26 protein-coding genes and 1 tRNA gene are annotated in these 25,859 nt (G+C 61.7%); 17 read left to right on the forward strand and 10 right to left on the reverse strand.

The genetic code is table 11. The features are described from left to right. Window position 1: 1 nt before the first annotated feature. Window positions 2-610 (reverse strand): LemA family protein, encoded by a 609-nt coding sequence (locus tag RS694_RS01825; RefSeq protein WP_029709738.1) that lies wholly within the window; start codon window positions 608-610, stop codon window positions 2-4. Between the two features lie 64 nt (window positions 611-674). Here RS694_RS01825 and RS694_RS01830 point away from each other — a divergent pair, with 64 nt between their 5' ends. Genes RS694_RS01830 through RS694_RS01845 form a run of 4 tightly spaced genes read left to right on the forward strand, consistent with a single transcriptional unit; the run spans window position 675 to window position 3,552 of the window. Beyond that, window positions 675-1,415, forward strand: coding sequence for a Rossmann-fold NAD(P)-binding domain-containing protein (locus RS694_RS01830; protein ID WP_029709737.1), 741 nt, complete (start codon window positions 675-677; stop codon window positions 1,413-1,415). Window positions 1,416-1,434: 19 nt separating this feature from the next. Beyond that, complete coding sequence (locus tag RS694_RS01835; protein ID WP_029709736.1) at window positions 1,435-1,890, forward strand: YybH family protein; 456 nt, start codon at window positions 1,435-1,437, stop codon at window positions 1,888-1,890. 45 nt (window positions 1,891-1,935) lie between these two features. After that, window positions 1,936-3,006 (forward strand): YheT family hydrolase, encoded by a 1,071-nt coding sequence (locus RS694_RS01840; protein WP_156876163.1) that lies wholly within the window; start codon window positions 1,936-1,938, stop codon window positions 3,004-3,006. A 3-nt stretch (window positions 3,007-3,009) separates the two neighbouring features. Beyond that, window positions 3,010-3,552: a DUF2946 family protein gene (locus RS694_RS01845; RefSeq protein ID WP_029709734.1), complete on the forward strand. Its 543-nt coding sequence runs from the start codon at window positions 3,010-3,012 to the stop codon at window positions 3,550-3,552. 48 nt (window positions 3,553-3,600) lie between these two features. Here the strand turns inward: RS694_RS01845 and RS694_RS01850 are convergent, their stop codons facing one another. Beyond that, window positions 3,601-4,131, reverse strand: a complete 531-nt coding sequence (locus tag RS694_RS01850; RefSeq protein WP_037248609.1) for a c-type cytochrome — start codon at window positions 4,129-4,131, stop codon at window positions 3,601-3,603. Window positions 4,132-4,217: 86 nt separating this feature from the next. Here RS694_RS01850 and RS694_RS01855 point away from each other — a divergent pair. The 3 genes from RS694_RS01855 (at window position 4,218) to RS694_RS01865 (ending at window position 5,379) form a co-directional block, all read left to right on the forward strand. Beyond that, window positions 4,218-4,293, forward strand: a tRNA-Arg gene (locus RS694_RS01855). A 262-nt stretch (window positions 4,294-4,555) separates the two neighbouring features. Beyond that, the gene (locus RS694_RS01860; RefSeq protein WP_029709731.1) at window positions 4,556-4,840 is read left to right on the forward strand and encodes a hypothetical protein; all 285 of its coding nucleotides are present in this window, start codon (window positions 4,556-4,558) and stop codon (window positions 4,838-4,840) included. Window positions 4,841-5,052: 212 nt separating this feature from the next. After that, the gene (locus RS694_RS01865; protein WP_029709730.1) at window positions 5,053-5,379 is read left to right on the forward strand and encodes a hypothetical protein; all 327 of its coding nucleotides are present in this window, start codon (window positions 5,053-5,055) and stop codon (window positions 5,377-5,379) included. Window positions 5,380-5,385: 6 nt separating this feature from the next. Here the strand turns inward: RS694_RS01865 and rsmI are convergent, their stop codons facing one another. Next, on the reverse strand, window positions 5,386-6,297 hold the full coding sequence (gene rsmI, locus RS694_RS01870) for a 16S rRNA (cytidine(1402)-2'-O)-methyltransferase (protein WP_029709729.1): 912 nt from the start codon (window positions 6,295-6,297) through the stop codon (window positions 5,386-5,388). Window position 6,298: 1 nt separating this feature from the next. Between rsmI and RS694_RS01875 the strand changes: the two genes are divergently transcribed. The 3 genes from RS694_RS01875 (at window position 6,299) to RS694_RS01885 (ending at window position 8,014) form a co-directional block, all read left to right on the forward strand. Further along, entirely contained in the window at window positions 6,299-6,688 is a 390-nt protein-coding gene (locus RS694_RS01875; protein WP_029709727.1) for a YraN family protein, read from the forward strand. Between the two features lie 91 nt (window positions 6,689-6,779). Further along, complete coding sequence (locus tag RS694_RS01880; protein WP_029709726.1) at window positions 6,780-7,379, forward strand: phosphoheptose isomerase; 600 nt, start codon at window positions 6,780-6,782, stop codon at window positions 7,377-7,379. Then, on the forward strand, window positions 7,376-8,014 hold the full coding sequence (locus RS694_RS01885) for a BON domain-containing protein (RefSeq protein ID WP_029709725.1): 639 nt from the start codon (window positions 7,376-7,378) through the stop codon (window positions 8,012-8,014). Before RS694_RS01880 ends, RS694_RS01885 begins: the two co-directional genes overlap by 4 nt. Window positions 8,015-8,087: 73 nt before the next feature. Here the strand turns inward: RS694_RS01885 and RS694_RS01890 are convergent, their stop codons facing one another. The 3 genes from RS694_RS01890 to RS694_RS01900 all read right to left on the reverse strand — a co-directional run bounded on the left by RS694_RS01890 (window position 8,088) and on the right by RS694_RS01900 (window position 11,476). Next, complete coding sequence (locus RS694_RS01890) at window positions 8,088-9,014, reverse strand: NAD(P)-dependent oxidoreductase (protein ID WP_029709724.1); 927 nt, start codon at window positions 9,012-9,014, stop codon at window positions 8,088-8,090. Window positions 9,015-9,160: 146 nt separating this feature from the next. Then, on the reverse strand, window positions 9,161-10,297 hold the full coding sequence (locus RS694_RS01895; protein WP_029709723.1) for a PilT/PilU family type 4a pilus ATPase: 1,137 nt from the start codon (window positions 10,295-10,297) through the stop codon (window positions 9,161-9,163). Between the two features lie 135 nt (window positions 10,298-10,432). After that, a complete protein-coding gene (locus RS694_RS01900) occupies window positions 10,433-11,476 on the reverse strand; it encodes a type IV pilus twitching motility protein PilT (RefSeq protein WP_029709722.1) in 1,044 nt (347 codons plus the stop codon). A 50-nt stretch (window positions 11,477-11,526) separates the two neighbouring features. Between RS694_RS01900 and RS694_RS01905 the strand changes: the two genes are divergently transcribed. Beyond that, on the forward strand, window positions 11,527-12,225 hold the full coding sequence (locus RS694_RS01905; RefSeq protein ID WP_029709721.1) for a YggS family pyridoxal phosphate-dependent enzyme: 699 nt from the start codon (window positions 11,527-11,529) through the stop codon (window positions 12,223-12,225). On the opposite strand, the gene RS694_RS01910 is transcribed toward RS694_RS01905, so the two are convergent. The 4 genes from RS694_RS01910 to RS694_RS01925 all read right to left on the reverse strand — a co-directional run bounded on the left by RS694_RS01910 (window position 12,222) and on the right by RS694_RS01925 (window position 17,849). Continuing rightward, on the reverse strand, window positions 12,222-13,349 hold the full coding sequence (locus tag RS694_RS01910) for an ABC transporter substrate-binding protein (RefSeq protein WP_029709720.1): 1,128 nt from the start codon (window positions 13,347-13,349) through the stop codon (window positions 12,222-12,224). The genes RS694_RS01905 and RS694_RS01910 overlap by 4 nt on opposite strands. A gap of 200 nt (window positions 13,350-13,549) precedes the next feature. Beyond that, window positions 13,550-14,089, reverse strand: a complete 540-nt coding sequence (locus RS694_RS01915) for a DUF3617 domain-containing protein (RefSeq protein WP_029709719.1) — start codon at window positions 14,087-14,089, stop codon at window positions 13,550-13,552. Between the two features lie 713 nt (window positions 14,090-14,802). After that, window positions 14,803-15,276, reverse strand: a complete 474-nt coding sequence (locus tag RS694_RS01920; RefSeq protein ID WP_029709718.1) for an Lrp/AsnC ligand binding domain-containing protein — start codon at window positions 15,274-15,276, stop codon at window positions 14,803-14,805. Next, a complete protein-coding gene (locus tag RS694_RS01925) occupies window positions 15,273-17,849 on the reverse strand; it encodes an EAL domain-containing protein (RefSeq protein WP_083664552.1) in 2,577 nt (858 codons plus the stop codon). The genes RS694_RS01920 and RS694_RS01925 overlap by 4 nt, the downstream gene beginning before the upstream one ends. A gap of 117 nt (window positions 17,850-17,966) precedes the next feature. Between RS694_RS01925 and RS694_RS01930 the strand changes: the two genes are divergently transcribed. From RS694_RS01930 to RS694_RS01955, 6 genes are all read left to right on the forward strand, one after another. Beyond that, window positions 17,967-20,948, forward strand: a complete 2,982-nt coding sequence (locus RS694_RS01930; RefSeq protein ID WP_029709008.1) for an L-glutamate gamma-semialdehyde dehydrogenase — start codon at window positions 17,967-17,969, stop codon at window positions 20,946-20,948. A gap of 105 nt (window positions 20,949-21,053) precedes the next feature. Next, window positions 21,054-21,896, forward strand: a complete 843-nt coding sequence (locus RS694_RS01935; RefSeq protein WP_029709007.1) for a MurR/RpiR family transcriptional regulator — start codon at window positions 21,054-21,056, stop codon at window positions 21,894-21,896. Between the two features lie 263 nt (window positions 21,897-22,159). After that, window positions 22,160-23,218: a TRAP transporter substrate-binding protein gene (locus RS694_RS01940; protein ID WP_037248024.1), complete on the forward strand. Its 1,059-nt coding sequence runs from the start codon at window positions 22,160-22,162 to the stop codon at window positions 23,216-23,218. A 25-nt stretch (window positions 23,219-23,243) separates the two neighbouring features. Further along, on the forward strand, window positions 23,244-23,798 hold the full coding sequence (locus RS694_RS01945; RefSeq protein ID WP_029709005.1) for a TRAP transporter small permease subunit: 555 nt from the start codon (window positions 23,244-23,246) through the stop codon (window positions 23,796-23,798). A 12-nt stretch (window positions 23,799-23,810) separates the two neighbouring features. After that, the gene (locus RS694_RS01950) at window positions 23,811-25,112 is read left to right on the forward strand and encodes a TRAP transporter large permease (protein ID WP_029709004.1); all 1,302 of its coding nucleotides are present in this window, start codon (window positions 23,811-23,813) and stop codon (window positions 25,110-25,112) included. After that, window positions 25,109-25,801 (forward strand): aspartate/glutamate racemase family protein, encoded by a 693-nt coding sequence (locus RS694_RS01955; RefSeq protein WP_051392042.1) that lies wholly within the window; start codon window positions 25,109-25,111, stop codon window positions 25,799-25,801. Before RS694_RS01950 ends, RS694_RS01955 begins: the two co-directional genes overlap by 4 nt. Window positions 25,802-25,859 lie beyond the last annotated feature (58 nt).

Consider the following 25,859-nt stretch of genomic DNA (forward strand, 5'->3'; position numbering starts at 1 on the left):
CTTACTTCTTTTCAAAGTCCACGACTGGCGGCGCACTGATGGCGGCCTCGTTCTGCACGCTGAAGTTGGGCTTGGTGGCATAGCTGAAAACCATGGCCGTCAGGTTGCTCGGGAAGCTGCGCGCCAGCACGTTGTACTCCTGTACCGCCTGGATGTAGCGGTTGCGCGCCACGGTGATGCGGTTCTCCGTGCCTTCGAGCTGCACGCGCAGGTCGCTGAAGCCCTTGTTGGCTTTCAGGTCCGGGTAACGTTCGCTCACCACCATCAGGCGGCTCAGTGCACTGCCCAGCTCGCCCTGGGCGGCCTGGAATTTGGCAAACGCTTGCGGGTCATTCAGGGTTTCGGGCGTGACCTGCATGGAGGTGGCCTTGGCGCGTGCTTCCACCACCTTGGTCAGCGTGTCTTGCTCAAATTTGGCTTCGCCCTTGACGGTGGCGACGATATTGGGTACCAGGTCGGCACGGCGCTGGTACTGGTTGAGCACCTCGCTCCAGGCCGATTTGGTTTGCTCGTCCAGGCGCTGGAAGTCGTTGTAGCCGCAACCGCTCAGCAACGTGGTCATTACCACCGCCGCCAGCCAAGCCGGGGCCCGAAAATAAGACAAACGCATGGGGAGCTCCTGTTAATGCAACAGCCCGTACTATAGATGGGAGGAGCGCCAACCCATCCCTGCCATGACCGTATTCCATGCCCTACAAGCCGCCCAGCGCGGCCCTGCGTCTGCCGCACCCTTGCCCGTGGCGCTGATCGCGGGCGCCGCAGGCACGCTGGGGGCCGAGGTGCTGCGGCGCCTGGCAGGTGGCCACCACTACCGCCAGCTGCGGGTGCTGGCGCAAGAGGACATGACCCCTGCGCTGGACCGTGTGGCATTGGTTCGCGTGCCCTCAGACGACCCAAGCACCTGGCCGCTGCAGCCTGCCAAGGTGGGCGTGATCGTGTTTGATGCGCCTAACCTGTACAACGACCGCGAACGTGCGTTGTGGACGCCGCAACCTGCGCAACTGCCGACGCTGGCCGCCTGGATGCTGCGTTGTGGGGTGGACACGCTGGCCGTGGTTGTGCCACATGAACAGGGCCGTCTGCCCCAGGCCCTGAAGGCAGGCTTGGCCAATCTGGATGAACACGCGGTAGCCAGCATGGGCTTTGAGCGCCTGTTGCTGGTGCGGCCCGCCGCCTCGCCGCAGGCGCCGCCCCATGCCAACCTGCTGGAGTGGTTGGCCCACCGCATGCTGTCCATCTTTGCCTACATGGTGCCCAGCAACGAGATGCCTCCGCGCGCGGTGGACCTGGCTGCGTTGGTGGACGTGGCACTGCGCGAAATGCCAGCCGGCGTGCACGTCGCACCGCCCGAACTGGCGCGCCGCACCAGTGAGGCCACGGTGCAAGAGACCGTGCGCGCCTGGCTGGCCCGCTGAGTTGGGGGAAAATGGCCCCATGCCCAGACTCCCCGCCAAACTCCAAGCCGCCATGGGCGGAACCCCCGACGACGTGGAGGTGGCCTTCTACGAGGCCCTGCAGTCGGCCGACATCGAAAAACTCATGGCCTGCTGGGCTGATGAAGACGAGATCGTGTGCATTCACCCTGGTGGCCCGCGTGTGGTGGGGGCGGGCGCCATCCGCGCCGCGTTCGAAGCCATGTTTGCGCACGGCGGCTCCATCCAGGCCCGCGCCGAACACATCCGCCGCATCGACGCCCTGGCCAGTGCCGTGCACCATGTACTGGAAAAGGTAGAGGTGCTCACGCCCGAAGGCGCTGCACAGGCCTACGTACTGGCCACCAACGTCTACCACAAGACCCCGCAGGGCTGGCGCATGGTGGTGCACCATGCGAGCCCCGGCACGCAAGGCGCCGCCCAGGAGATCAACCAGGCGCCACAGGTGCTGCATTAATAGTAAAGCATGCCTCTAGCCCCCGTGCAATCTGTGCAAACAGCTATGAATTATGTAGCGCCCCGGTGGTTGCCTGGCGGCAACCTGCAAACCATCTGGCCCGCCTTGTACTCGCGCCGCGTGTTTGGCCCGCACCCGCAGTACCGGCGTGAGCGCTGGACAACCCCTGATTCCGATTTCATCGATGTGGATTGGATGGTGGATGCTGTACCAGCGCCTGCCGCATCGCGTCCCTTGCTGGTGTTGTTCCACGGCCTTGAAGGTTCGTCACGCAGCCATTACTCTGAGGCGTTTGCCGACTTTGCGCATGCACAGGGCATGGCCTATGTGGTGCCGCATTTCCGGGGCTGTGGCGGTGAACTCAACCTCGGGCCGCGGGCCTACCATTCGGGGGATTTTGAAGAAATTGGCTGGGTGCTCGCGCGCCTGCGGCAGCAGCACAGCGGTCCGATCATTGCCGTCGGGGTTTCTCTGGGTGGCAACGCCCTGTTGCGCTGGGCTGAGGAAATGGGCGAGAGCGCGGCGCAGGTGGCCTCCGGTGTGGCGGCCGTGTGTTCCCCAATTGACCTTGCGGCCGGTGGCTGGGCCATTGGCCGCGGCTTCAACCGGCTGGTCTACACGCGCATGTTTCTGAACACAATGAAGCCCAAAGCGTTGCAAAAGCTGGCCCAGCACCCGGGCCTGTTTGACCGGCAGGCGCTGGAGTCCGCGCGCGACCTCTACGAGTTTGACAACGTCTTCACTGCGCCGCTGCACGGGTTCAAGAGCACGGAAGACTACTGGGGCCGCGCTTCGGCCAAACCGCATCTGGCGCAGATCCGTATCCCTGCGCTGGTGGTCAACGCGCGCAACGACCCCTTTGTCCCCGCCTGGTGCCTGCCCTCGCAGAGCGAGGTGGGTGACCACGTCACGCTGTGGCAGCCTGCGCACGGGGGCCATGTGGGTTTTCCGCACGGCCCGGTGCCCGGCCATGTACGCACCATGCCCGACGCCGTGGGCGGCTGGCTGGACAAACATTGCCCCCACGCTCCACCGCTGCGTGGGTCTCTGCCCCCCGAGGGGGCTGTTCCGCCTTGGGGCGGCCCGGCGGCGGAACATCTGCCGGCAAAGGAGTAAGCCATGGACGACATCGTCAAACAAGCCATGGTCAAGTGGCCCAATGTGCCGCACTGTTACGGCTGGCTGGGCCTGGATGCGCGCGGCAACTGGTACATGCGCGACGACGGCGCACAGGCCCAGGGCGCTTTTGGCAGCGGTGCGCCGGGCGCCAAGGGCAGCCTGCTCAAACATGAAAAGCTGATCGACTTCATCCAGCGCAACTACGCGGCCGACGCGGCCGGGCAATGGTTCTTCCAGAACGGGCCGCAGCGTGTGTATGTAGAGCTGGAAGCCACACCCTGGGTCTGGCGCGTGGGTGCCGACCTGGGTGTGCATGCCCATGACGGGCAAAGCGTCACCGTGCAACGCGGCCTGCTGGATGAGCGGGGCTGGCTGTACCTGGAAACGGTGAAGGGTCTGGGGCTGGTCCACACCCAGGACGTGGGCGAAGCGGCGCGTGCCATTGAGGCCGGACTGTGGACAGTGGACGAAGTGTTGTGTGCCGACCTGCCCGCGCATTACGGCTTTGTGCGCAGTCCGCAAGCCCTGCAGACCAAGCCATAAAAAAAGCCGACGCATGCGTCGGCTTTTTGGCAGGGTGCGTGGCCTGAATTACTTGGCGGCTTCCGGCGCGGCAGGCTTTTGGGGCTCTGCAAACTTGGCGCCACCGGCATTGGCCATGTAGACCACAGCGCGGGCGATTTCAAAGTCGTCAAAATCACCACCACCCTGGGCACCCATGGCGCCTTTACCCTTGAGGGCGGAATGCAGCAGCGCATCAAAACCGGTCTTGATGCGGGCGCCCCAGGCGCCAGCGTCACCAAACTTGGGTGCACCCGCGGCACCGGCGGTGTGGCAGGCGGTGCATTGGGCCTTGAAAACGTCTTCACCAGTGCGCATTTCGCGGTTGGCATCGCGAATTTCCACCATGCCCACTTTTTGCAGTCGTTCGGCAATGGATTTCTCCATGTTGACCGAGCCTGCAGCGGGCTTGTCCTGGGTCGTAACGAAGTACACCAGGCCAATGATCACAAAGATGGGGAACACAAACGAGAAAAATACTGCCAGCAACAATTGCTTTGGATTTTTGATCGGGCCGGTGTGGGCCTCTTCGTGAACAGTTGCGGTGTTGGTGTCGCTCATGGTGTCCTCAAAACGTGGGGCGTGTATTCAGCCCGGGATTATAGCGGCCCCCTCTGGGAAACCGCCTACAATGCGGCCTTCGGTTTGCGGCTGTAGCTCAGTGGATAGAGTATTGGCCTCCGAAGCCAAGGGTCGTGGGTTCGATCCCCGCCAGCCGCACCAAATCTCGGTGAGGCTCGCACATATCTTGTGGATATGTGCGAGCTTTCACGTGACGCAATCTCGTCTGCGCTCCGGCCCGGATACAAACCCGGACACATTGCGACGCGGCATGGCTTCCAAATCTGCCTCGCTGGTCCGACGGTGCGACGCAGGAACGCCCTGGGTTCGCTGGCGCAGATTAGCGCTTGCCTGCAAGCGAAGGGTGCCCTACATTCAAACACCTTCAATGTGAAGGTGCCCTCCATACTCAGGAGACATTCGAATGAAAAAACTGGCCCTCGTATTGATTGGCGCCGTCTTGACAGTTGGCTTGGCGACTGGCGCCCTTGCCGCCAACAAGACCGCTGCAGAAGATGCCGCGACGATGAAAGCCGCGAAAGACAAGTCCAAGGTTCCTGCTGCCCCTGGTGCGCCAGCTGCAGCTGCAGCGCCTGCCAAATCACCTGTCGCCATGAATGTGAAGGCCAACAAGACCCCTGAGCAAGATGCCGCGACGATGAAAGACGCCAAAGACAAAACGAAAAAATGCCCCCCTTCTTGCAAATAGAAGTGATGCACGGTTGTTTTTAACTGGCATGCAAAGGCCCGCATAACGCGGGCCTTTGCATTTGGTCTCAGGCCAAGACCGCACAGCCCCTGTGCCACAATGGAAACAGCAATGCTTGCGAAGGCATATTCCATGCGGGTTGTGCGATGAAATCGTCATCCCCGCCAGCAGCACCAGGCTCCGTATTGACCGCTATTTTGACAAGCACTTTTATGGCGGACGACTACCAGATCGAGATCCCCACGTCCTTCATGGACCTCTATACCGATGCGGCGCGTCGCAAGCCCACGGCATCGCGTGAGGTGGTGGCCGCGCGTTACGAGCTGTGTGAAGACATGGCCAATCTGCTTGCACCTACGGCGCAGGACATGCAGTTCAGCCTGGGCATCACGGAATCAGCTGCCTTGGAGCGCTGTCTGCAGGGGCTGGAGGGCGAGTCTGCGGTGGTGAGTGCAGCAGAGGCGCGCTGGGTGGTGTGCCGCCTGGCCGAACTGGCGGGCTGGCCGTTGCCCAGCTTTGCTGCCAATCTGCCCGAATAGTGCGGCTCAGGCCTCGACCTTGAGCGCCAGTGCGCGCTGGTACAAGTCATTGCGCGGCGCGCCCGTGATTTCGGCGGCCAGTTTGACGGCCGTTTTTAGCGGCAATTCGGCCAGCAGCAACTGCAGGATGCGCTGGTCCGCGCCTGTGTCTGCCACCACGGGAGCCGGGTGCAGCACCAGCGCAAATTCACCGCGCAGACGGTTGGCATCTTCTGCCAGCCAGGCAACCAGGCCCTCGGCGCTGACCGTGGCCACTTCTTCAAACTGTTTGGTCAGCTCGCGCCCCACCGTCACAGGGCGTGTGCCCAAGGGCGCCAGCGCGAGGGCCAATGCCTCGATGCGGTGCGGCGCTTCCAGCAGCACGACCGCGCGCTCCTGCTGGGCCAGCGCCTCCACGGCCAGTGCACGCTCACTGCTCTTGTTTGGCAGAAACCCGGCGAAGACAAATCCACCAGCACCACCGTCTTCGCCAATGCCGGCGACGGACAGCACACTGGTCACGCTGCTGGCACCGGGCAGGGGAATGGCGCGCAGGCCCAATGCCCGCACGGCGGCCACCAAGCGCGCGCCGGGGTCACTCACGCCCGGTGTACCCGCGTCGCTGACATAGGCCACACGCTGGCCCTGGTGCATGCGACCCACCACGGCCTGCGCGGCCTCGGACTCGTTGTGCTGGTGCAGCGCCAGCAACTGGTGGCTGCTTTTGTCGATGCCATAGGCGCGCAACAGCGACTGGGTGTGGCGCGTGTCTTCGCAGGCAATGGTGTCGGCCAGGCCCAGCACATGCAAGGCGCGCAGGCTGATGTCGGCCAGGTTGCCGATAGGTGTGGCCACCACGTAGAGCGCACCCTGCGGATAATGTTGTCCAGCAGCAGCCTCGGTGGCTGCCGCAAGGGCAGAGGTAAAAGACGCGCTCACTATGGGTTTCCTTCCTTCCAGAACACCGGCATCCGCAACCACCAAACAAGTGGGTGACGCGGCCGAAGACCAGGCTTTGCAGTATTTGCAGAAGCAGGGCTTGCGTCTGGTGCAGCGCAATTATCGGACGCCCGGGCGCGGTGGTGGCGAAATCGACCTCATCATGCGTATGCAAGACGGAACCACGGTGTTTGTGGAGGTGCGCAAACGGGCTTCCGGCAGCCACGGTGGTGCAGCGGCCAGCGTGGGCGGTGTCAAGCAGCGGCGCATCGTGTTTGCCGCCCGCCACTACCTGAGCAGTTTGCGGACCCCACCGCCTTGCCGTTTTGATGTGGTGCTGGTGGAGCCCGAGGGCCTGCAGTGGCTGCAGGCGGCGTTTGACGCCGGCTAGGTGCGCGCTGCCCGCCAGCCGGCACCACCGCTTACAACTGTCAAGAACGCGCGCCCCCTAGGGACTTGGTGGGCCGGGTATCATGCGGCCCATGCTGGAACAACGTATTCAACAACACTTTATTGACAGCGCCGACCTCAAATACCAGTCCGCGCAGTCATTGAGCAAGCCGATTGCGGCGGCAGTGCAGGCCATGCTGGCCTGTGTCACCAGCGGTGGCAAGGTTTTAGCGTGTGGCAATGGTGGCTCCGCCGCGGATGCACAGCACTTTGCGGCTGAATTTGTGGGCCGGTTCGAGCGTGAACGCCCGGAGCTCGGTGCGATTGCACTCACCACCGATACGTCCATCATCACTGCCATCGCCAACGATTACGACTTCAATGTCATTTTTTCGCGCCAGGTGCGCGCCCTGGGCTCTCCCGGTGATGTGCTGTTGGCGATCTCTACCAGCGGCAACTCGGCCAACGTGCTGGCCGCCATTGAAGCGGCCCATGCCCGCGAGATGGTGGTGGTCGGCTTGACCGGCCGCAATGGCGGAAAAATGGCGCAAATGCTGCGTGACACCGATGTCCATATCTGTGTGCCACATGACCGCACCGCGCGTATCCAGGAAGTCCATCTTTTGACCCTGCATTGCATCTGTGATGCGGTCGATGCCCAACTTTTAGGTGATCAGGAAACCACAACATGAATGTAACTTTGCGACGTATTACTTTGGGCCTGGCAATGGTTGCCAGCCTGGGCGGCCTGACGGCCTGTGTCCCTCTGCTCGTGGGCGGCGCCGTGATGGGCGGTGGCATGGTTGCGACCGACCGGCGCACGTCGGGCTCGGTGCTGGAGGACGAAGGCATTGAGCTGCGTGCTTCCAGCCGTGTACGCGAGGGCCTGGGTGAGCGTGTGCACATCAACATCACGAGCTACAACCGCCAGGTGCTGATCACCGGCGAAGTGCCGAACGCACAGGACAAACAACTGGTCGAGAAAATCGTGTCCGGTGTAGACAACGTGCGCAACATCGTCAATGAGCTGGCCATCATGGGCAACTCGACGCTGACACAGCGCTCCAGCGACACGCTGGTGACCGGCCGCGTGAAGGCGGCGTTGGTGGATGCGAAAGACCTGTTTTCCAGCGCCTTCAAGATCAGCACCGAGCGCGGCACCACCTATGTGATGGGTCGCGTGACCCAGCGCGAAGCGGACCGCGCCACCGAGGTGATTACCCGCGTTTCTGGCGTGCAGCGTCTGGTGCGCATGTTCGAGATCATCAGTGAAGATGAACTGGCGCGCACCCTGCCGCAACAGCCACCGGCAGATCCCAAGAAATAATAAAAACGGCCCGATCAGGGCCGTTTTTATTTGGGGCAGCGACCCGCGCAGCGGCGGAGCGTGGGGGCTAAATTTACTTGAGGCGTTTGATCAGGCTGGAGGTATCCCAGCGCTGGCCGCCCATCTGCTGCACATCGGCATAGAACTGGTCCACCAGCGCGGTCACCGGCAGGCGTGCGCCGTTGCGCTTGGCTTCGTCCAACACCAGGCCCAGGTCCTTGCGCATCCAGTCCACGGCAAAACCAAAGTCGAACTTGTCGGCCACCATGGTCTTGCCGCGGTTGTCCATCTGCCAGCTTTGCGCGGCGCCCTTGCCAATCACGTCCAGCACCTGGTTCATGTCCAGGCCCGCCTTTTGACCAAAAGCGACTGCCTCAGACAGGCCTTGCACCAGTCCAGCAATGCAAATCTGGTTCACCATCTTGGCAAGCTGGCCCGCGCCGCTGTCGCCCAGCAGCGTGAAGGCGCGCGAGAAAGCCATGGCGACAGGCTTGACGGTTTCAAACGCCGCCGCATCGCCGCCACACATCACGGTTAGCAAACCGTTCTGGGCGCCGGCCTGGCCGCCGGAGACGGGCGCATCAACGAATTGCAGGCCTTTGGTACGTGCCGTTGCGCTCAGTTCGCGTGCAACGTTGGCAGATGCCGTGGTGTGGTCTACAAAAATGGCGCCGGGTTTCATGCCCGCAAAGGCGCCGTCGGCACCCAACACCACGCTGCGCAAATCGGCATCGTTGCCCACGCAGCAAAACACGATGTCGGCGTTTTGTACCGCCAGTCGCGGTGTGGAACCATGGTTATGGGCACCATTTTGGCTGGTAGCCCCCGCGAACTCTGCGCACCAAGCTATCGATTTCGTAGCGGTTCGGTTGTACACCGTGACCTGGTGGCCAGCGCGGGCCAGGTGGCCTGCCATGGGGTAGCCCATAACGCCGAGGCCCAGAAAGGCAACGGAATAGGCGGGAGAGGGTTCGTAGGTTTTGTCGTTGATGTTGGGCATGGTGTAAGGGGATTCAATCAGTTGACAGGGCAATTTGCCGCCGGGCCGCCCCAAGCCGTCTGAACCGCCTGGCGGTCAGCCCCGCTAGGGCAATTAGTCCCCTTGGGGGGGGGCCGCGACCCGCGCAGCGGGCGTGGGGGCCACATTCACATAATCGCGAAATTTTCGGTACCGGCAGACAGATCGGTGGACTTGCCGCGTTGGCTGTTGAGCTTGATCTGCAGGCGCAGGTCGTTGAGCGAATCGGCGTTGCGTAACGCGTCTTCGTAGGTGATGGCGTTGCTTTCGTACAGGTCGAACAGTGCCTGGTCGAAGGTCTGCATGCCGGCCTGGCGGCTCTTTTTCATGATTTCCTTCACCTCCGATACTTCGCCCTTGAAGATCAGGTCGGAGATGAGTGGCGAGTTGATCATGATCTCGACGGCGGCGACACGGCCCTTGCCGTCCTGCTTGGGGATCAGGCGTTGGGACACCAGGGCTTTCAGGTTCAGCGACAAGTCCATCAGCAATTGGCTACGGCGCTCTTCGGGGAAGAAGTTGATGATGCGGTCCAGCGCCTGGTTGGCGCTGTTGGCGTGCAGGGTGGCCAGACACAGGTGGCCGGTTTCGGCAAAGGCCACGGCGTGTTCCATGGTCTCGCGGTCGCGGATTTCGCCCATCAAAATCACATCGGGCGCTTGGCGCAAGGTGTTCTTGAGTGCGGCTTCCCAGCTGTCCGTGTCCAGGCCCACTTCACGTTGCGTGACCACGCAGTTCTTGTGCATGTGCACAAACTCCACCGGGTCTTCAATCGTGATGATGTGGCCCCAGGAGTTTTCGTTGCGGTAGTCCACCATGGCGGCCAGCGTGGTCGATTTGCCAGAGCCTGTGGCGCCCACCATGATGGTCAGACCACGTTTGCTCTGCACAATTTCCTTGAGGATTTGCGGCACACCCAGGCCATCAATCGTGGGCAGCACCGCCGGAATCACCCGCAGCACCATGCCGACCTTGCCTTGCTGAATAAAGGCGTTGACACGGAAACGTCCGATGCCGGGGGGCGAGATGGCAAAGTTGCCTTCCTTGGTGCGCTCGAACTCGGCGACCTGCTTGTCGTTCATGATGGAACGGGCCAGGGCCAGCGTATGGGCCGCGTTCAGGGGCTGGGGCGACACCTTGGTGACCTTGCCATCGACCTTGATGGCCGGCGGGAAGTCGCCGGTGATGAACAAATCGCTGCCATTGCGGCTGACCATCAGCTTAAGCAGGTCGTTGATGAACTTGGTGGCCTGGTCGCGTTCCATGAGTGCTCCCTCAGAAATTATTCGAAAGAAAAAGTGCCGCGCTGCGAGCCGCAATTCGCCGCCGGGCCGCCCCAAGGCGAATTAGCCCCCTTGGGGGGCAGCGACCCGTGTAGCGGTGGAGCGTGGGGGTCATGCTTAGCCCGGGAAATTTTCGGGAATTTTGGCTTTGCTGCGCGCTTCTGCGGGGCTGATGACGTTGCGCTTGACTAAGTCGGTCAGGTTCTGGTCTAGCGTCTGCATGCCCACGCTGTTACCGGTCTGAATACTGGAATACATCTGTGCGACTTTGGCTTCGCGGATCAGGTTGCGGATGGCGCTGGTGCCCAGCATGATTTCGTGTGCTGCGACACGGCCTTGGCCGTCCTTGGTCTTGCACAGCGTTTGCGAGATCACAGCCTGCAGCGATTCGGACAACATCGCACGGACCATTTCCTTTTCGTCCGCCGGGAACACGTCAATGATCCGGTCGATTGTTTTAGCGGCGCTGGAGGTGTGCAGCGTGCCAAACACCAAGTGGCCGGTTTCAGCGGCGGTCATCGCCAGGCGAATGGTTTCCAGATCGCGCATTTCACCCACCAGAATGGCGTCAGGATCTTCCCGCAGCGCCGACTTCAAGGCGGCGGCAAACGACAGGGTGTGCGGGCCGACTTCACGTTGGTTGATCAGGCACTTCTTGGATTCGTGGACAAACTCGATTGGGTCTTCCACCGTCAGGATGTGGCCGAACTCGGTTTCGTTCAGGTAGTTGACCATCGCGGCCAGCGTGGTCGATTTGCCCGATCCGGTGGGTCCGGTCACCAGCACCATGCCGCGGGGCTTCAGGGCTAGCTCGCCAAAAATCTTCGGAGCGTTGAGCTGTTCCAGCGAGAGGATCTTGGAAGGAATGGTCCGGAACACCGCACCGGCGCCGCGGTTGTGGTTGAACGCGTTGACGCGGAAGCGCGCCAGGCCGTCAATCTCGAACGAGTAATCGATTTCCAGGAACTCTTCGTAGTGCTTGCGCTGCGTGTCGTTCATGATGTCGTACACCATGCCGTGCACCTGCTTGTGGTCCAGTGGCTCCACGTTGATGCGTCGCACATCGCCGTGCACCCGGATCATCGGGGGCAGGCCGGCGGAGAGGTGCAAGTCAGACGCTTTGTTCTTGACGCTGAACGCCAGCAGTTGGGTAATGTCCACAAAAATCCCCGTTCGAAGGTTCGTTGGCAGTTTGTTACGCTAGAGCGATTATGACCATGATTGCCGACAATCTCCACCGTGTTCAGGCCCGGATTTCTGCGGCCTGCGCCCAGGCCGGGCGCTCGCCCGATGCCGTGGCCCTGCTGGCCGTATCCAAGACCTTCGGGCCGGAAGACGTGGCCCAGGCACATGCCGCCGGACAGGTGGCTTTTGGCGAAAACTACATCCAGGAGGCTGTGGAAAAAATCACACTTCTGGCGCATTTGCCGCTGGAGTGGCACTGCATAGGCCCGATCCAGAGCAACAAGACCCGGCTGGTAGCCACCCACTTTGACTGGGCGCACACGGTGGACCGCCTGAAGATTGCCCAGCGCCTGAGCGAGCAGCGGCCGGCGGAGATACCCGCACTGAACGTGTGCATCCAGGTCAACATCGACGGCGGTGCCACCAAAGCTGGTGTGGCGCCTGAGGAGGCGCTGGCCCTGGCGCAGCAGATTGCGGGTTTGCCCCGGCTGCGCTTGCGTGGGCTCATGTGCATTCCCGAGCCCGCTCCTGATTTTGTAGCTGCTTGCGCAGTATTCATAAGGGCTAGAAACCTGTTTGATGCATTGAATGCGCAGGGGTTGGCATTGGATACCCTGTCCATGGGCATGAGCGCCGACTTGGAAGCTGCGGTGCAGTCTGGCAGCACGCAGGTGCGCGTAGGCACCGCAATCTTTGGTGGCCGCAGCTATCTGGCCGGGACTTAGGTGCGCACGCGCCCGTCGCCAGTGAGCATGGACAGCTCGACAAAGCTGGAGGCCACATGCTCGTTGCGCGAGAAGTTCACATTGAAACCGCCGAAGGGCTGGCCGTTGATGCTCTCCAAAGCGCTAATCAGGGACTCGGACCCACCCTTGGCGCCGGAGCGACGCATGCCTTCGGCCAGCACGCGGGCTGCGATATAGCCTTCCATGCTGGAGAAGTTGGCCTGCACGGCGCCGTTGGTCTTGCGCACCGCATCGGCAAATTCGCGCGAGATGGGTTTGCTGCCGGTGTACGGCGAGGGCACGACTTGCGAGACAACCACACCAGCGCCTTCTTTGCCCAGTTCATCGGCCAGCGCCTGGGTGCCCACAAAGGACACGTTGTAGAGCCCACCGCCGAATCCTGCCTTGCGCGCCGCACGGATGTACGCTGCGCTGGCCTTGTAGGCGCTGATTTGCACCACCGCTTCGGGCGCAGCGGCGTTGATGGTTTCTACGGCCTTGGCCACATCCACCGAATTGCGCTCTACCGTGGCCACCGCCACGGGCTTGAGGTTCAAGGCCGCCAGCGCCTGCGTTACACCTTCCAGGCCGGCCTTGCCATAGGCATCGTTTTGGTAAAAAACGGCCACCTTGGTCAGGCCCACGTGGTTCAGTTGCTTGACGATCAGCGCGGTCTCGTCGTTGTAAGACGCGCGGACATGGAAGGCATAGCGGTTCATCGGCGTGCGCAGGCCCATGGCGCCAGTGAACGGTGCCACAAAGGGGACTTTGGCCTTGGTGGCCAGGGGCAGGGCGGTCAGGCTGGTGGGCGTGCCGATGTAGCCAAAAAGCGCAAAGACATCGTCTTCCAGCAGTTTTTTGGTGTTGTCAGCGCAACGTTCGGGCTCGTAGCCATCGTCGAGCTTGCGGACTTCCACACTGCGCCCGCCCACGCCGCCTTGGGCGTTGAGCTGGTCGAAGTAGAGCTTGGCGCCCGCATGGAACTGAATGCCGAGCTGGGCCGCAGGACCTGTAAAGGCGGCCGACTGGCCAAGGATGATTTTGTCGGACTGTGCGTGTACGGCCGGAAACCCGGCCAGACCCGCTGCGCCGGCAGCGAAAGAGAATTGGCGACGATTGATCATCGTGCCATTGTCCCCTTGATTGGGGTAAACCCTTATTACTTGTTGTTACCTGTTGTTACTTGAGATAAGTTTTGCACTCTAATTCCGCCATGACTGTTCAAGTACGGGCCGCTCGCGCACTGGGGCGAACATGGCATCTTGCCTGTAAGACCTGCCAGCCCCCAAGTCTGGCCTGCTTGTGTGGGCGTATTGAGGTCGGTTTAACCCTTGGGTCCGCCCAGCGGCTTCACGCTGCCGCAGTCGGTACCTAACCATTTGCCCTGGGTCTGCATGTCCATGGTTTCTTCCTTGCCGCGCGCGCTGCTGGTGGCCTTCATCTGCATGGTGTAAGCCTCGGAGCTCACAAAGGTGACCTGGCCGTCGCCACGGCTGGGCGGCTTGGTGCAGACAAAGGCAAATTTCATGGTGTTTCCGCTGCGCGGGCTGGTGGTGTGGGTGCAACCATCCTGTTGTTGGGCCACATCGTTGCGTTCGATCATTTCCTTGGTCATGCAGACCTTGATGGCCATACCCCCATTCGTGGATTTGCCCATCTGCACGCCCTGTTTGGCCATCATCTCTTCCATCATCTTGCGTTGCTCGGGCGGCAGGCTGGCGAGTTGCTTTTGCATCTCGGCCATCTGGCCGCCAGCGGCGCCTTGCATCTGGTTGGTGATTTCCCACAGGCCGGGTTTCATGGTCTGGGCGGTGGCGCCGGTGGCCAAGAGGGCGGTGACCCAGAGTAGCTTTTGGAATCGCATGGAGACTCTCCTTGGGATGGGGTAGGCAAGGAGGCCATTGTGGGTGGAAGTGGGGTGTTTGGGAAGGGCTCCTGGTCTTGCGTTTTGGTGTTTGCGTTGTCGAGGTGTCTTGGTTTTTTGGCGTGTCGGGATGTGCGCCCGACAGCGCACTTACTTTCTTTTGCTTCGCCAAAAGAAAGTAAGCAAAGAAAAGGCGACCCTACTGTCTGCGTCCCTTAGCTGCGCTACGGGCAACCTGCGGTGCTCGGGTTCAGTGGGGTCTGGCTCGAACTCGCCCTGCGGGCTCAAACAATCGCCAGTCCTGATCCACTGAACCCTGCGCTCCTCGGCGCAGCCAGAAGGGAGTTGGGGAATACAGGCCATCGCTGCGCTCGGCCAAGAGAGGTGAATACCCGTCCGCGCGGAGCGCGGACGAAGTTGGTTGTTGGTCTTCGGTTGTTTGGCTGGTGCCGTAATGAGGAGGCGAGTAGCGCAGGTTTGGGCGGATCAGGGCTGGCGATTGTCTGAGCGCAGCGAGTTCGAGCCAGACCCCGCTCAAACCGAGCAACGCAGCGTGCCCGCGTAGCGGGTCGACGAATCCGGCTCGCCTTTCTTTGCTTACTTTCTTTGGCGAAGCAAAGAAAGTGAGGCGGCCGCCGGGCCGAAACCCGGCTTGCTAAAAAACCAAACCATCCTGCCGGAGCGAGACCATCTGTTGTCCAGGAAGAGAGGGCTCAAGCCAACGGCAAATGCGTAGTGCTCTTCACCTCTTCCATCACCGGATAAGTCCGCGTCTCCCGCACCCCCGGCAATTGCCAAAGCACCGTACCCGCAAAGTCCCGGTAAGCCGCCATGTCGGCCATGCGCGTCTTGAGCAGATAGTCAAAACCACCTGCCACCATGTGGCACTCCATGATTTCGGGCCGTACCTGCACCGCCGCCTTGAAGGCTTCGAACACATTGGGCGTGGTGCGGTCCAGCAGCACCTCTACAAACACTGTCATGCCGCGCCCCAGCTTGAGCGGGTTCAGGCGTGCCTCGTAGCCCAGGATGTAGCCGTCCTTGGTGAGGCGCTGCACGCGGGCCAGTACGGCAGTGGGCGACAGGGTGACGGCTTCGGCCAGTTTGAGGTTGGCAATGCGGCCGTCCTGCTGCAGGCAGTGCAGGATTTTCAGGTCGATGCGGTCGAGTTCGGGTGCAGAGTTCATAAGGCTTGTGGCTTGCCAAACAGGTAGCCCTGGAAATGGGTGCAGCCCAGCGCGATGAGGGCGGCACGTTGGTCTTCGGTCTCTACGCCCTCGGCGATCACCTGCAGGCCCACGCTCTGGCCCACGTTGATGATGGCGCGCACGATGCCGGTGTCCTTGGGCGAGGTCAGCATCTCGCGCACAAAGGATTGGTCGATCTTGAGCTGGTCCAGCGGCAGGCGCTTGAGGATGCTCAGTGACGAATAGCCAGTGCCAAAGTCGTCCAGCGACATACACACGCCCATGGCCTTGAGTGCCTGCATTTTGAGGATGACGTTCTCCACATCGTCCACCAGTTGGCTTTCGGTCAGCTCCAGTTTCAGCAGACCCGTGCGTGCGCCCGATTGCTGCAACGCTTGTTCGACCTGGGCTACAAAGTCCGGCTGGTGGAACTGGCGTGCACTGACGTTCACCGACAAGTGCCAGTGGGCTGTGGCAGGCGTTTGCGACCACGCCACCAGTTGCCGGCACGCGGCATCCAGAATCCAGCGCCCCAGCGGCAGGATCAGGCCCGACGTTTCGGCCACGGGGATGAACTGCATGGGGGCCACCAAACCGCGCAGCGGGTGCTGCCAACGCACCAGCGCTTCCATGCCCAGGGTCTGCCCCGCGCTGTCCACCTGGGGCTGGTAATGCAGCACAAACTCGTTGCGCACCAGCGCCTGGTGCAGATCGGCCTCCAGCGCGGTGCGCGCGCTGATCTGGGCCTGCATGGCGGGGTTGAAAAAACGCACCAGGTTGCGCCCATCCTTTTTGGCCTGGTACATCGCCAGGTCGGCCTGTTTGAGCAGTTCGTCCTGGTCCATGCCCGTGCCGGAAAACAGGGTCACCCCAATGCTGACCGAGGTGCGGTAGCTGTGGTCTCCCAAAGCATATGGCTCGCCCAACTGGGCCAGGATTTTCTGCGCCACCAGGCCCGTTTGCTGCGCCGCCGTGTCGACGTCAGCGCTCAGTCCCTGCAGCATCACCACAAACTCGTCGCCCCCCTGGCGTGCCAGCGTGTCCTCGGCGCGGGTGCAGGCGCCCAGGCGCGCGGCCATCTGGCGTAAGAGCGCGTCGCCCATGGGGTGGCCCAGGGTGTCGTTGAGGTCCTTGAAGTTGTCCACGTCGATGAACAGCAGCGCGCCATGTTCGCCCTGTTCGCTGCCACGCCGCTGCGCCGTGAGCGCCTGCTGCACCCGCTCCATCAGCAGGCGGCGGTTGGGCAACTGGGTGAGCGGGTCGTAGTAGGCCAGCCGGTGGATGGCTTCCTCAGCCTGCTTGTGTTTGGTGATGTCGGTGGAAATGCCGCACAGGGCGTAGATGACGCCGTTGCGGTCGTACAGCGGCAGCTTGACCGACAGATAAGTGTTCTCCTGGCTGCCATCGGCACTGAGGTTGGTCTCTTCCTCCTCGACGCGCTCGCCATGCTCGATCACGCGCAGGTCATTGATGCGCAAATGGGCATGGGTAGCCGCGTCAAAGAAGTCTGCATCGGTCTTGCCCACGATCTGTTCGGGCTCCATGCCAAACAAGTCACACACCCTGCGGTTGGCGTACTGGTAGCGCAACTCCGTGTCCTTGATGTAGATATAGGCTTCCACACTGTTGAGGATGGTGGCCAGCCGGGCCTCGGTGGACTGCAGGTGCCAAGCCTGGTCGGCCACCTCGCGGCGCAAATGCAGGCCTACGCCCACCGCCACCAGCAGCAGAACTCCCAAGCCGCCCAGGCTCCACCATACATAGGCCGGCACCGAGAAGCGCGGCGGTACATCCATCCATTGTTTGAGCACCTTGAAATACGGCGAGTCGGTTTGGGACTGCCACACACCCAGGTGCCGGTCTATGGCTTCCAGCAGGTCTGCATTGCGTCCCTTGGCCGTGGCGTAAAACAGCTGCGAGGGCTGGAACAGGATGGGCGTGGGGTCAAGCTGGTATTTGGCGGCCTGCCGGTCGCCGTAAAAGCGGTTGGCCACGGCGGCATCTGCGGTACCGGCGGCGACCTGCGCAAACGCCTCCTGCAAATTGCTGACGGGTACCAGCGTGCCATGGATGCCAAAAGCCAAGAACTGGTTTTCCAGATACGTCTGCTGTATCGAGCCGCTCAACACGGCAACGCGTTTGCTCTGCAGGTCCAGCGCCGTATTGATTTGCACGCCACTGCGTTTGTAGATCTGCGACCAGCTCAGCAGCGCCGCAACCTTGTGGAAGTTGTAGGTTTGCGCGCGTTGCTCGGTGTAGGCCACATCGGGCATCAGGTCGATGTCTCCGGCTGCCAGCGCATCCAGGCAGGCCTGCCATTCACAGACCACGGGTTTGATCACCCAGTCTTCCTGAATGGCCATTTGTTGCAGCAGGTCACCCAGAATGCCGCTGGCCTGCCCATTCGGGCCGAGCAAAATTTTCGGCTCGTTCTGGTAGACACCCACGCGGACTTCACGTTCGGTGTTTTGTGCCAGGGCGGCACCCGCGAGCATCACCCCGGCCAGCACAGGCAGTGCCCGGCGTAACCAGGCCCAGCAGGTGGGCAGACGGGAGCGGGAGAAGATGGGCATGGGTTGGGGGGGGGGTGGGTGCCGAGTAATTATCTATAAAAGACCAAAAATACAACCATTAATTAACCACTAAAAGCGTAAACATAGCGTATTCACCAATACGAAGTCGAGCCCACCATGACCGTTTCCCAACGCCTGCCTTTCCCCTACCGCCCCGAATCCGAGGTGGTGGCCCACCGCCTGCAGGTGGTCAGCGCGGGGCTGGACTGGCACGCCGCCGCCAAAACCGCCGCCCCCTGGGTGCAGGCCGTGCGCGACAACCCGCCGCCGTTCTGGGCCATGGAAAGCCTGCTCAAGGAGTACCCCATTTCCAGCGCTGAGGGCCTGGCCCTGATGCGACTGGCCGAAGCCTTGTTGCGCGTACCGGATGCCGAGACCGCCATCGCCCTCACTGCCGACCAACTGGGCCGCGCCGACTTTGACGCGTCTGGCGACAAGGTGCTGGCGCGATTGTCCAGCACGGCCATTGCGATGTCCAAGCACTTTTTGCCCGATGCGCAGGAGTCGGGACTCATGGGGAAACTGGGTGCCAAGACGGTTGTTGCGGCCACGCTGCGTGCGGTGCAGTTGCTGGGCCGCCAGTTTGTGCTGGGCCAGACCATGGCTGAAGCGGTGAAAGAAGCCGACGTGGCGCGCAAACGCATCGGCGTGCGTTTCTCGTACGACATGCTGGGCGAGGGGGCACGCACCGATGAAGACGCGTTGCGTTACCTCAAGAGTTACAAGGATGCTATTGAATTCATAGCTGCTCGCACAAATCAGACGGGGGCTTTGGAACAAAACGACGGTATATCCATCAAGCTCTCCGCTTTGCACCCGCGTTACGAAGATGCACAAAGCCCGCGCGTCATGGCCGAGCTGGTGCCGCGTGTCTGGGATCTGTGTGACGCGGCGGCCCGCGCCAACATCAACCTCACCATCGACGCCGAAGAGGTCGACCGCCTGGAGCTGTCCCTCGAAGTGCTGGAGGCGCTCACGGCCAGAGTGGCACAGCACCACCCAGCGTGGACCGGTTTTGGCCTAGCCATGCAGGCCTACCAGACGCGTGCGCTGGAACTCATAGAACACGTGGCCGTGCTGGGCCGCAAGTACAAGCTGCGCCTGATGTGCCGCCTGGTCAAGGGCGCGTATTGGGACGCCGAGATCAAGCGCGCGCAGGAGCAGGGCCTGCCGCATTACCCGGTGTTCACGCACAAGCACCACACCGACGTGTCCTACCTGGCGTGTGCGCGTGCACTGCTGGACGCGCCCGACGCGATCTACCCGCAGTTCGCCACACACAATGCCGCCACCATCGCCGCCATATTGCAGATGGCCGCCAAGACCGGTGTGCCGTTTGAGCTGCAGCGCCTGCATGGCATGGGCGAGGGCGTGTACCGCGAGGTGCTGAAGAACCCGTTGGTGTCCTGCCGCGTCTACGCCCCCGTGGGTGCACACCGCGACCTGCTGGCCTACCTGGTGCGCCGCCTGCTGGAGAACGGTGCCAACTCATCGTTTGTGCACCAGCTGGCCGACGAATCGGTGGGCATGGAAGAGCTGCTGATCTCGCCGCTGCGCCTGGAGCCCCATACCAGCCTGCCGCTGCCCCCTGTGCTGTTTGGCAGCCATGCCGGCGCGCGCGCCAACAGCACCGGGCTGGACCTGACGGTGCCCGCCATGCGCGATCCGCTGCTGGCCGCTTACGCCGCGGTACAGGTACCGCAGGTGCCAGAATTTGATGTCAAAAACATCCCTGACGCTTATGCAGACTGCGCAAGCAGCTATCAAAAGTGGAGCAAAACAGGCGTGACCGAGCGCGCCGCCATACTGCGCCGTGCCGCCGATGCGCTGCAGGCGCAGACGCCGCACTTCTGCGCACTGCTGGTCAAGGAAGCCTTCAAGACCTGGGGCGACGCCGTGGCCGAGGTGCGCGAGGCGGTGGACTTCTTGCGCTACTACGCAGACGAGGCCGAACGCATCATGGCGCCCATCGCCATGCCGGGGCCGACGGGCGAATCGAACGAGCTGCGCCTGATCGCGCGCGGTGTGTGGGTCTGCATCAGCCCCTGGAATTTCCCGCTGGCCATCTTTGCGGGCCAAGTCGCCGCCGCGCTGGCCACCGGTAACACCGTGCTGGCCAAGCCCGCTGAACAAACACCCGGCGTGGCGCTGGAAGCCGTGCGCCTGCTGCACGCTGCCGGTGTGCCAGCCGACGCACTGCAACTGTTGCACGGTGCCGGTGACACCGTGGGCGCCGCATTGGTGGCGCAGCCCGGCGTGGCCGGTGTGGTGTTCACCGGCTCCACGCAGGTGGCCAAGATCATCCACCGCGCGCTGGCCGCCAAAGACGGCCCCATCGTCCCGCTGATCGCCGAGACGGGCGGCATCAACGCGATGGTGGTGGACAGCACCGCGCTGCCTGAACAGGTCAGCGACGCTGTCGTGCAAAGCGCTTTCCGCAGCGCGGGCCAGCGCTGCTCGGCGCTGCGCCTTCTGTGCCTGCACGAACAAATTGCCGATCCGGTGATCGCGATGATCCGCGGCGCCGCACAGGAACTGGTGGCGGGTGACCCGGCCGATCTGGCCACCGATGTGGGCCCGGTGATTGACCGCGAGGCCTTTGACGGCATCCAGAAACACCTGCTGCGCCTGAATTCAGAGTCAAAACGGCTTCTAGCCCCCGCAGGTATTGCGCAAGCAGCTACTAATTCAATAGCGAATCTGATCCCTCCGCAGGCTTTTGAAGTGCCCAGCATTGCGGCGATGCAGCAGGAGATTTTTGGCCCGGTGTTGCACATCGTGCGCTGGAGCGGTGATCCGCTTGCGGTTATCGAACAGATCAACGCACTGGGTTACGGCCTGACCATCGGCATCCAGACCCGCATCGACAGCCGCGCCCAGGCGCTGGCACGTGCGTCGCATGTGGGTAATGTCTACATCAACCGCAACCAGATCGGCGCGGTGGTGGGTGTGCAGCCGTTTGGCGGCGAGGGCCTGAGCGGTACCGGCCCCAAAGCCGGTGGCCCGCACTACCTGGCCCGCTTCTGTGCCGAGCAGACCATCACCGTCAACACCACGGCCGCAGGCGGCAACGCTGCGCTGCTGGCCAGCATGCACTGAAACCTATCTGTGCTGCCGCTGCGAATGTGGGCGGGTCCGGCTGGCGGCTGGTGCAGAATGCGGTGAAACTCTGGTTTCATCCACTACCTGCTGCAACCGTTCGCCATGTCATCCAAGGATCGCTCGTTTCTCACCCGTGTTCGCAGCGCCATGCCTGGGTTGCACCCTGCCGAGCGTCGCCTGGGGGAGTTTGTTTGTGATTTTCCTGGTGAACTGGCCAGTTATTCAGGCTCCGAACTGGCGGGATTGGCCCACGTGTCGAAAGCGACGGTATCCCGGTTCATCAAGCGTTTGGGGTACGAGAGTTACGAAGAAGCCAGGCGCCATGCACGCGAAGAAAAACAGACCGGATCACGCCTGTTTCTAAGTACATCGGCCGATGTCTCGTCGGTGCAGTCCGTGGTGGCCCACGTCGCCCAAGGCATTGCCAATCTGGAGGCCTCCTTTTTGTCGATCACAGACGCGCAGATCGACGCTGCAGCGCGGGCCATTTTGGCGGCACGCAAGGTATGGGTCATTGGCTTTCGCAGCAGCCATGCGTTTGCCGCCTACCTGCAGTGGCAACTGACGCAGGTGGTGGAGCAGATCGTCGCCATCCCCGGTGGGGGACAGACCATGGGGGAGCATTTGGTGAGCTGTACTCCGGACGATCTGGTGATCGTCTTTGGATTGCGTCGGCGGGTAGCCCGCATGGACCTGTTGCTCAATGCCATCGCAGACAGTAAAGCCAAGCTGCTGTACATCACCGATGAAGGTGTACCTTTTCAGAACGGCGCAGCGTGGCATTTCCGGTGCCAGTCCCTCGCCCCGGGACCGTTGTTCAACCATGTGGCGGTGACCGCCGTGTGCCATCTTCTGGCGACACGTGCGATTGAGCAGGCCGGCCCCGCAGGACGCAAGCGCCTGCGAGGTATCGAGGCACTGAACGACGGCCTGGAGGAGCTTTAGGCCCTCGTTCGCCGCCCGGGCGTTCCGCCCCTCGCTTTCATCGCTCCCTACCCAAATCTGTACCCCATTCAGGGCGCAGGCACTCTTTGGGTGCCATATTTGCTGCCGATTTGGTGCATCACGTGCTGGGTGTTTTCCCTGCTTGTGGTGTTTCCTATATGAAATTATAGTTTCATATAGGTTGGCAAGAAACTTGCGTTCCTCGTCCGTGTCGGAGCCGAGGGGGTTTCGTTTGCCGATCTTGTCCAACTTAAGGAGTCACCATGTCTTCACGCTTTTTCGCTGTCAGTACGGTGCGTTGCATCACTTTGTCCATTGCAGCCTGGGCGGCCAGCGGCGCCACGACCGCGCAGTCGGAGCCATTGAGCATCAAGGTTCTGGGCCAGCCGGCAGGTTCTGGGTTGATTCAAAAGAACAAAGAGCAACCCTTCTTTGAGGGCTTGGCAGCCAAGTCGGGGATGAATATCTCGCTCCAATATGTTCCTGTGGATGTAGCGGGCATTCCCGATACGGACGGGTTGCGCGTGCTCAAGTCGGGCCTGTTCAATATTGTTTCCATCCGCGGTCCTCAGGTCAGCCGTGATGAACCAACCGTCATGGGCCTGGACCTGGTGGGCTTGAACCCCAGTTTCGAAGCTGGCAAAAAGAACACTGCAGCCTACTTTTCTACCTTGGACAAGCGCCTGCAATCGAGCTTCAACGCCAAACTACTGGGCGTCTGGCCAGCAGGCCCTCAAGTTATCTTCTGCAAACCCCAGATCAAGGGCTTGGCGGATCTGAAGGGCATGAAGATTCGGGTGGGCGACCAAAGCAGCGCCAATTTTGTGGCGGGGCTGGGAGCAACGGGGGTGCCGATGCCGTTTGGCGAGGTCCAGCAATCTTTGGCGCGCGGTGTGGTGGACTGCGCCATTACCGGACCTGCGTCAGCCAACTCCGGCGGCTGGCCCGAGGCCACCACGACCGTGCTGCCTTTGGCGCTGCAACTCGCAGTCAACGGTTACGCCATCAATCTGACAACGTGGAACAAACTCTCGCCCGCGGACCAAGGCAAACTCCAGAAAGCGGTTGAAGGGCTGGTCGCAGATATTTGGTCCTATTCACAGGAACTCTACGACGACGCGATGCGCTGCAACACGGGCGCCAACCCCTGCAATTTGGGCAAACCCTACAAGCTGACAGCCGTGCCGGTGACCGCAACCGACCTGGCCACGGTGAAAGCAGCCCTGACTGAACGGTCATTGCCGGTCTGGGCCAAACAGTGCAACGCGGTGAACCCGCGCTGCGAGGCCGACTGGAAAGCCACCATCGGCGCAGGTCTCTGAACCACACGGATATCGGGAGTCCACCATGCAACGTTACACCCGTGTCGCAAGCCTGATTTTTGGCGTCATGATGCTTGTCCTCTCTGCCGCCGTGACGCTGGAGACCCTCCTTCGCAAGCTGTTCTCTTTCTCTCTGGGAGGGGTGGATGAGCTGTCCGGCTACGCCATTGCATTGGGGGCGCCACTCGCCTTTGCGGTAGCGCTATTGGAGCGATCCCATATTCGGATCAACTTGCTGTACCTCAAACTCGCGCCCAAGCGCCAGGCCATGCTCGATGCGGCGGCGGTGTTGTCCTTGGGGGCGCTGGCGGTGTTCTTGCTGTTTTTCACGGTGCAAAACGTGCTCGACACGCGGCAATACCAGTCCATTGCGCAGACCCCTTGGGCTACGCCGCTGATCTATCCGCAAGCTCTGTGGTTGATTGCCATGCTGGCATTTGCACTGCCTGCGGTGTGGTTGATGCTGCAGGTGCTGAATCTTTTGGCACGGCGTGACTGGGAGGGCCTTCGAAAGCGCTTTGGTCCTGAGTCCACAGAAGATGAGCTCAAGGCAGAGCTCGATGACCTGCAACGGCGCTAAAGGAGTCCTGCCATGAGCATTACATTGATTGCGTTGGGCTTTGCCGTCATGCTGGCCCTCATGTTTCTGAGCCTGCCGGTGGCGTTCTGCATCATCGCAGTGGGCACATTGGGGGGCTATCTGGCCTACGGCATGCCGTTGGTGGACATGATGGGCGGCGTCGTCTGGGGCACGTTAAACAACTCCGTCATGACGGCGATTCCCCTTTTCATGCTGCTGGGTGAAATCCTTCTGCGCGGCGGTATCGCTGACAAGATGTTCGACGCGTTGGCCGTCTGGTTGGGCCGCCTGCCCGGCGGGTTGCTGCATACCAACATTGGAACCTGTGCGTTGTTCTCCGCCACGTCCGGATCCTCTGTGGCAACGGCCGCCACGGTGGGCACAGTTGCCTTGCCTGCCCTGCAAGCGCGTGGTTATCCCCTGGCCGCGTCGCTGGGCTCCTTGGCCGCCGGAGGTACGCTGGGCATTTTGATTCCCCCAAGCGTCAATTTGCTGGTGTATGGGTCGCTGGCCAATGTGTCTGTGGGCCAGCTATTCATTGCGGGTGTGGTGCCTGGGCTGGTGATGACGGCACTTTTCTCTCTCTACATTTTTGTATTTCACAGTAAGGCGGGGCGCAACGACAGGGGGGTGGATCTTCCCATGTCGGACAAGATCGCCCTGCTGCGCCACCTGGTACCACCCGGCGTGATCTTTCTTGTAGTCATGGGCAGTATCTACGGTGGTTTGGCAACGCCTACCGAGTCCGCAGCCTTGGGCGTGATGGTGTCGCTTTTCTTTGTCTGGCGAGCGGGTCGGCTGCAGTGGTCTTTGCTGGAGCATTGCTTTACCCAGTCTGCGCGGACTACCGGCATGGTGGTTTTGATCATTGTTTGCGCCTTGTTGCTCAACGTGACCTTGTCCATGCTGGGGGCTGCACAAGCGGTAACGCAATGGGTAGCCACTTTGGGCTTGAACCAGATCACTTTGCTGCTACTGCTCGTGGTCTTCTACATTATTCTTGGCATGTTTATGGACGCCATGTCCATGCTGGTGCTCACTGTGCCGATTGCCGTCCCTATGGTGATCGCGGTGGGAGTGGACCCGGTGTGGTTCGGCATCTTCATTGTGGTGATGTGCGAGATCGCCCTGATTACGCCCCCGGTGGGGATGAATCTGTTCGTCGTGCAAGGGCTGCGGCGTGATGGTGGAAGCTTCAGCGACGTTGTGGTGGGTGCCTTGCCGTATGTCTTCATCATGATCGGCTTCACTGTATTGCTCATCCTGTGGCCCGATTTGGCCCTGTGGTTGCCCAAATCCATGAGCGGCTCATGACCGAGTCTGCCTCCGCCGTGCACGCCGGTACTGCGCAACGCATCCTCGTCATCAACCCCAACACCAATCCGCTCGTAAGCCAGCGGGTCAGGCTGGCGGCTGAGGCATTCCAGTCGCCTGACCTGTGGCTGGAGGTTGTCAATCCCAGCGAAGGGCCACTCTCCATTGAAAGTGCGGCGGAGCGCGCCGAAGCGGAAGTGCAGGTCATCCGGCTGATCCAGGGGCATCAGGAGAAGCCTTATGCCGCCTATGTGCTGGCGTGTTTTGATGACATCGCGCTGGATGCCCTGCGCCAGTTCGTGGCGGTGCCAGTGATTGGAACCTGCGAGGCAGGGATTGCCGCTGCGCGGGCGACATCGCCACGATTTGCGGTGATTACGACGGTACATTCCGCTGTGCCCGGCATCCGTTCGCTTTTGCAACGGTATGGTGGTGGGGATGAATGCGTGGTGCGTGCGGCGGGTATCGGAGTTGCCGCAGCTGCAAGTGCGCAAGGCGATACTTTGGAGCGAATCGCGGCGACGGTTGAAAAATCACTCAAAGAAGACGGCGCACAAGCCATTCTTCTGGCTTCCGGGGGGTTGACCGGGTATGGCGATGCGATTGGCGCACGTTTTGGTGTCCCGGTACTCGATGGCGTGGCGTGCGCGATGGCATTGGCTGTGCAAAGTGTGCGAGAGAGTGCCTAGAAAAGCACTGTTTGCAAGTAAGCATCGACAGCTCGCTGCTGTGCAGCAACGCTGAGTT

The sequence above is a fragment of the Rhodoferax saidenbachensis genome, assembly GCF_001955715.1.
GTDB lineage: Bacteria > Pseudomonadota > Gammaproteobacteria > Burkholderiales > Burkholderiaceae_C > Allorhodoferax > Allorhodoferax saidenbachensis.

Bases quoted from the DNA above. Each gene is read 5' to 3' on its own strand.
- RS694_RS01825 (WP_029709738.1), bottom strand. From the start codon at position 610: ATGCGTTTGTCTTATTTTCGGGCCCCGGCTTGGCTGGCGGCGGTGGTA.
- RS694_RS01830 (WP_029709737.1), top strand. From the start codon at position 675: ATGACCGTATTCCATGCCCTACAAGCCGCCCAGCGCGGCCCTGCGTCT.
- RS694_RS01835 (WP_029709736.1), top strand. From the start codon at position 1,435: ATGCCCAGACTCCCCGCCAAACTCCAAGCCGCCATGGGCGGAACCCCC.
- RS694_RS01840 (WP_156876163.1), top strand. From the start codon at position 1,936: ATGAATTATGTAGCGCCCCGGTGGTTGCCTGGCGGCAACCTGCAAACC.
- RS694_RS01845 (WP_029709734.1), top strand. From the start codon at position 3,010: ATGGACGACATCGTCAAACAAGCCATGGTCAAGTGGCCCAATGTGCCG.
- RS694_RS01850 (WP_037248609.1), bottom strand. From the start codon at position 4,131: ATGAGCGACACCAACACCGCAACTGTTCACGAAGAGGCCCACACCGGC.
- RS694_RS01860 (WP_029709731.1), top strand. From the start codon at position 4,556: ATGAAAAAACTGGCCCTCGTATTGATTGGCGCCGTCTTGACAGTTGGC.
- RS694_RS01865 (WP_029709730.1), top strand. From the start codon at position 5,053: ATGGCGGACGACTACCAGATCGAGATCCCCACGTCCTTCATGGACCTC.
- RS694_RS01875 (WP_029709727.1), top strand. From the start codon at position 6,299: ATGGGTTTCCTTCCTTCCAGAACACCGGCATCCGCAACCACCAAACAA.
- RS694_RS01880 (WP_029709726.1), top strand. From the start codon at position 6,780: ATGCTGGAACAACGTATTCAACAACACTTTATTGACAGCGCCGACCTC.
- RS694_RS01885 (WP_029709725.1), top strand. From the start codon at position 7,376: ATGAATGTAACTTTGCGACGTATTACTTTGGGCCTGGCAATGGTTGCC.
- RS694_RS01890 (WP_029709724.1), bottom strand. From the start codon at position 9,014: ATGCCCAACATCAACGACAAAACCTACGAACCCTCTCCCGCCTATTCC.
- RS694_RS01895 (WP_029709723.1), bottom strand. From the start codon at position 10,297: ATGGAACGCGACCAGGCCACCAAGTTCATCAACGACCTGCTTAAGCTG.
- RS694_RS01905 (WP_029709721.1), top strand. From the start codon at position 11,527: ATGACCATGATTGCCGACAATCTCCACCGTGTTCAGGCCCGGATTTCT.
- RS694_RS01910 (WP_029709720.1), bottom strand. From the start codon at position 13,349: ATGATCAATCGTCGCCAATTCTCTTTCGCTGCCGGCGCAGCGGGTCTG.
- RS694_RS01915 (WP_029709719.1), bottom strand. From the start codon at position 14,089: ATGCGATTCCAAAAGCTACTCTGGGTCACCGCCCTCTTGGCCACCGGC.
- RS694_RS01920 (WP_029709718.1), bottom strand. From the start codon at position 15,276: ATGAACTCTGCACCCGAACTCGACCGCATCGACCTGAAAATCCTGCAC.
- RS694_RS01925 (WP_083664552.1), bottom strand. From the start codon at position 17,849: ATGCCCATCTTCTCCCGCTCCCGTCTGCCCACCTGCTGGGCCTGGTTA.
- RS694_RS01930 (WP_029709008.1), top strand. From the start codon at position 17,967: ATGACCGTTTCCCAACGCCTGCCTTTCCCCTACCGCCCCGAATCCGAG.
- RS694_RS01935 (WP_029709007.1), top strand. From the start codon at position 21,054: ATGTCATCCAAGGATCGCTCGTTTCTCACCCGTGTTCGCAGCGCCATG.
- RS694_RS01940 (WP_037248024.1), top strand. From the start codon at position 22,160: ATGTCTTCACGCTTTTTCGCTGTCAGTACGGTGCGTTGCATCACTTTG.
- RS694_RS01945 (WP_029709005.1), top strand. From the start codon at position 23,244: ATGCAACGTTACACCCGTGTCGCAAGCCTGATTTTTGGCGTCATGATG.
- RS694_RS01950 (WP_029709004.1), top strand. From the start codon at position 23,811: ATGAGCATTACATTGATTGCGTTGGGCTTTGCCGTCATGCTGGCCCTC.
- RS694_RS01955 (WP_051392042.1), top strand. From the start codon at position 25,109: ATGACCGAGTCTGCCTCCGCCGTGCACGCCGGTACTGCGCAACGCATC.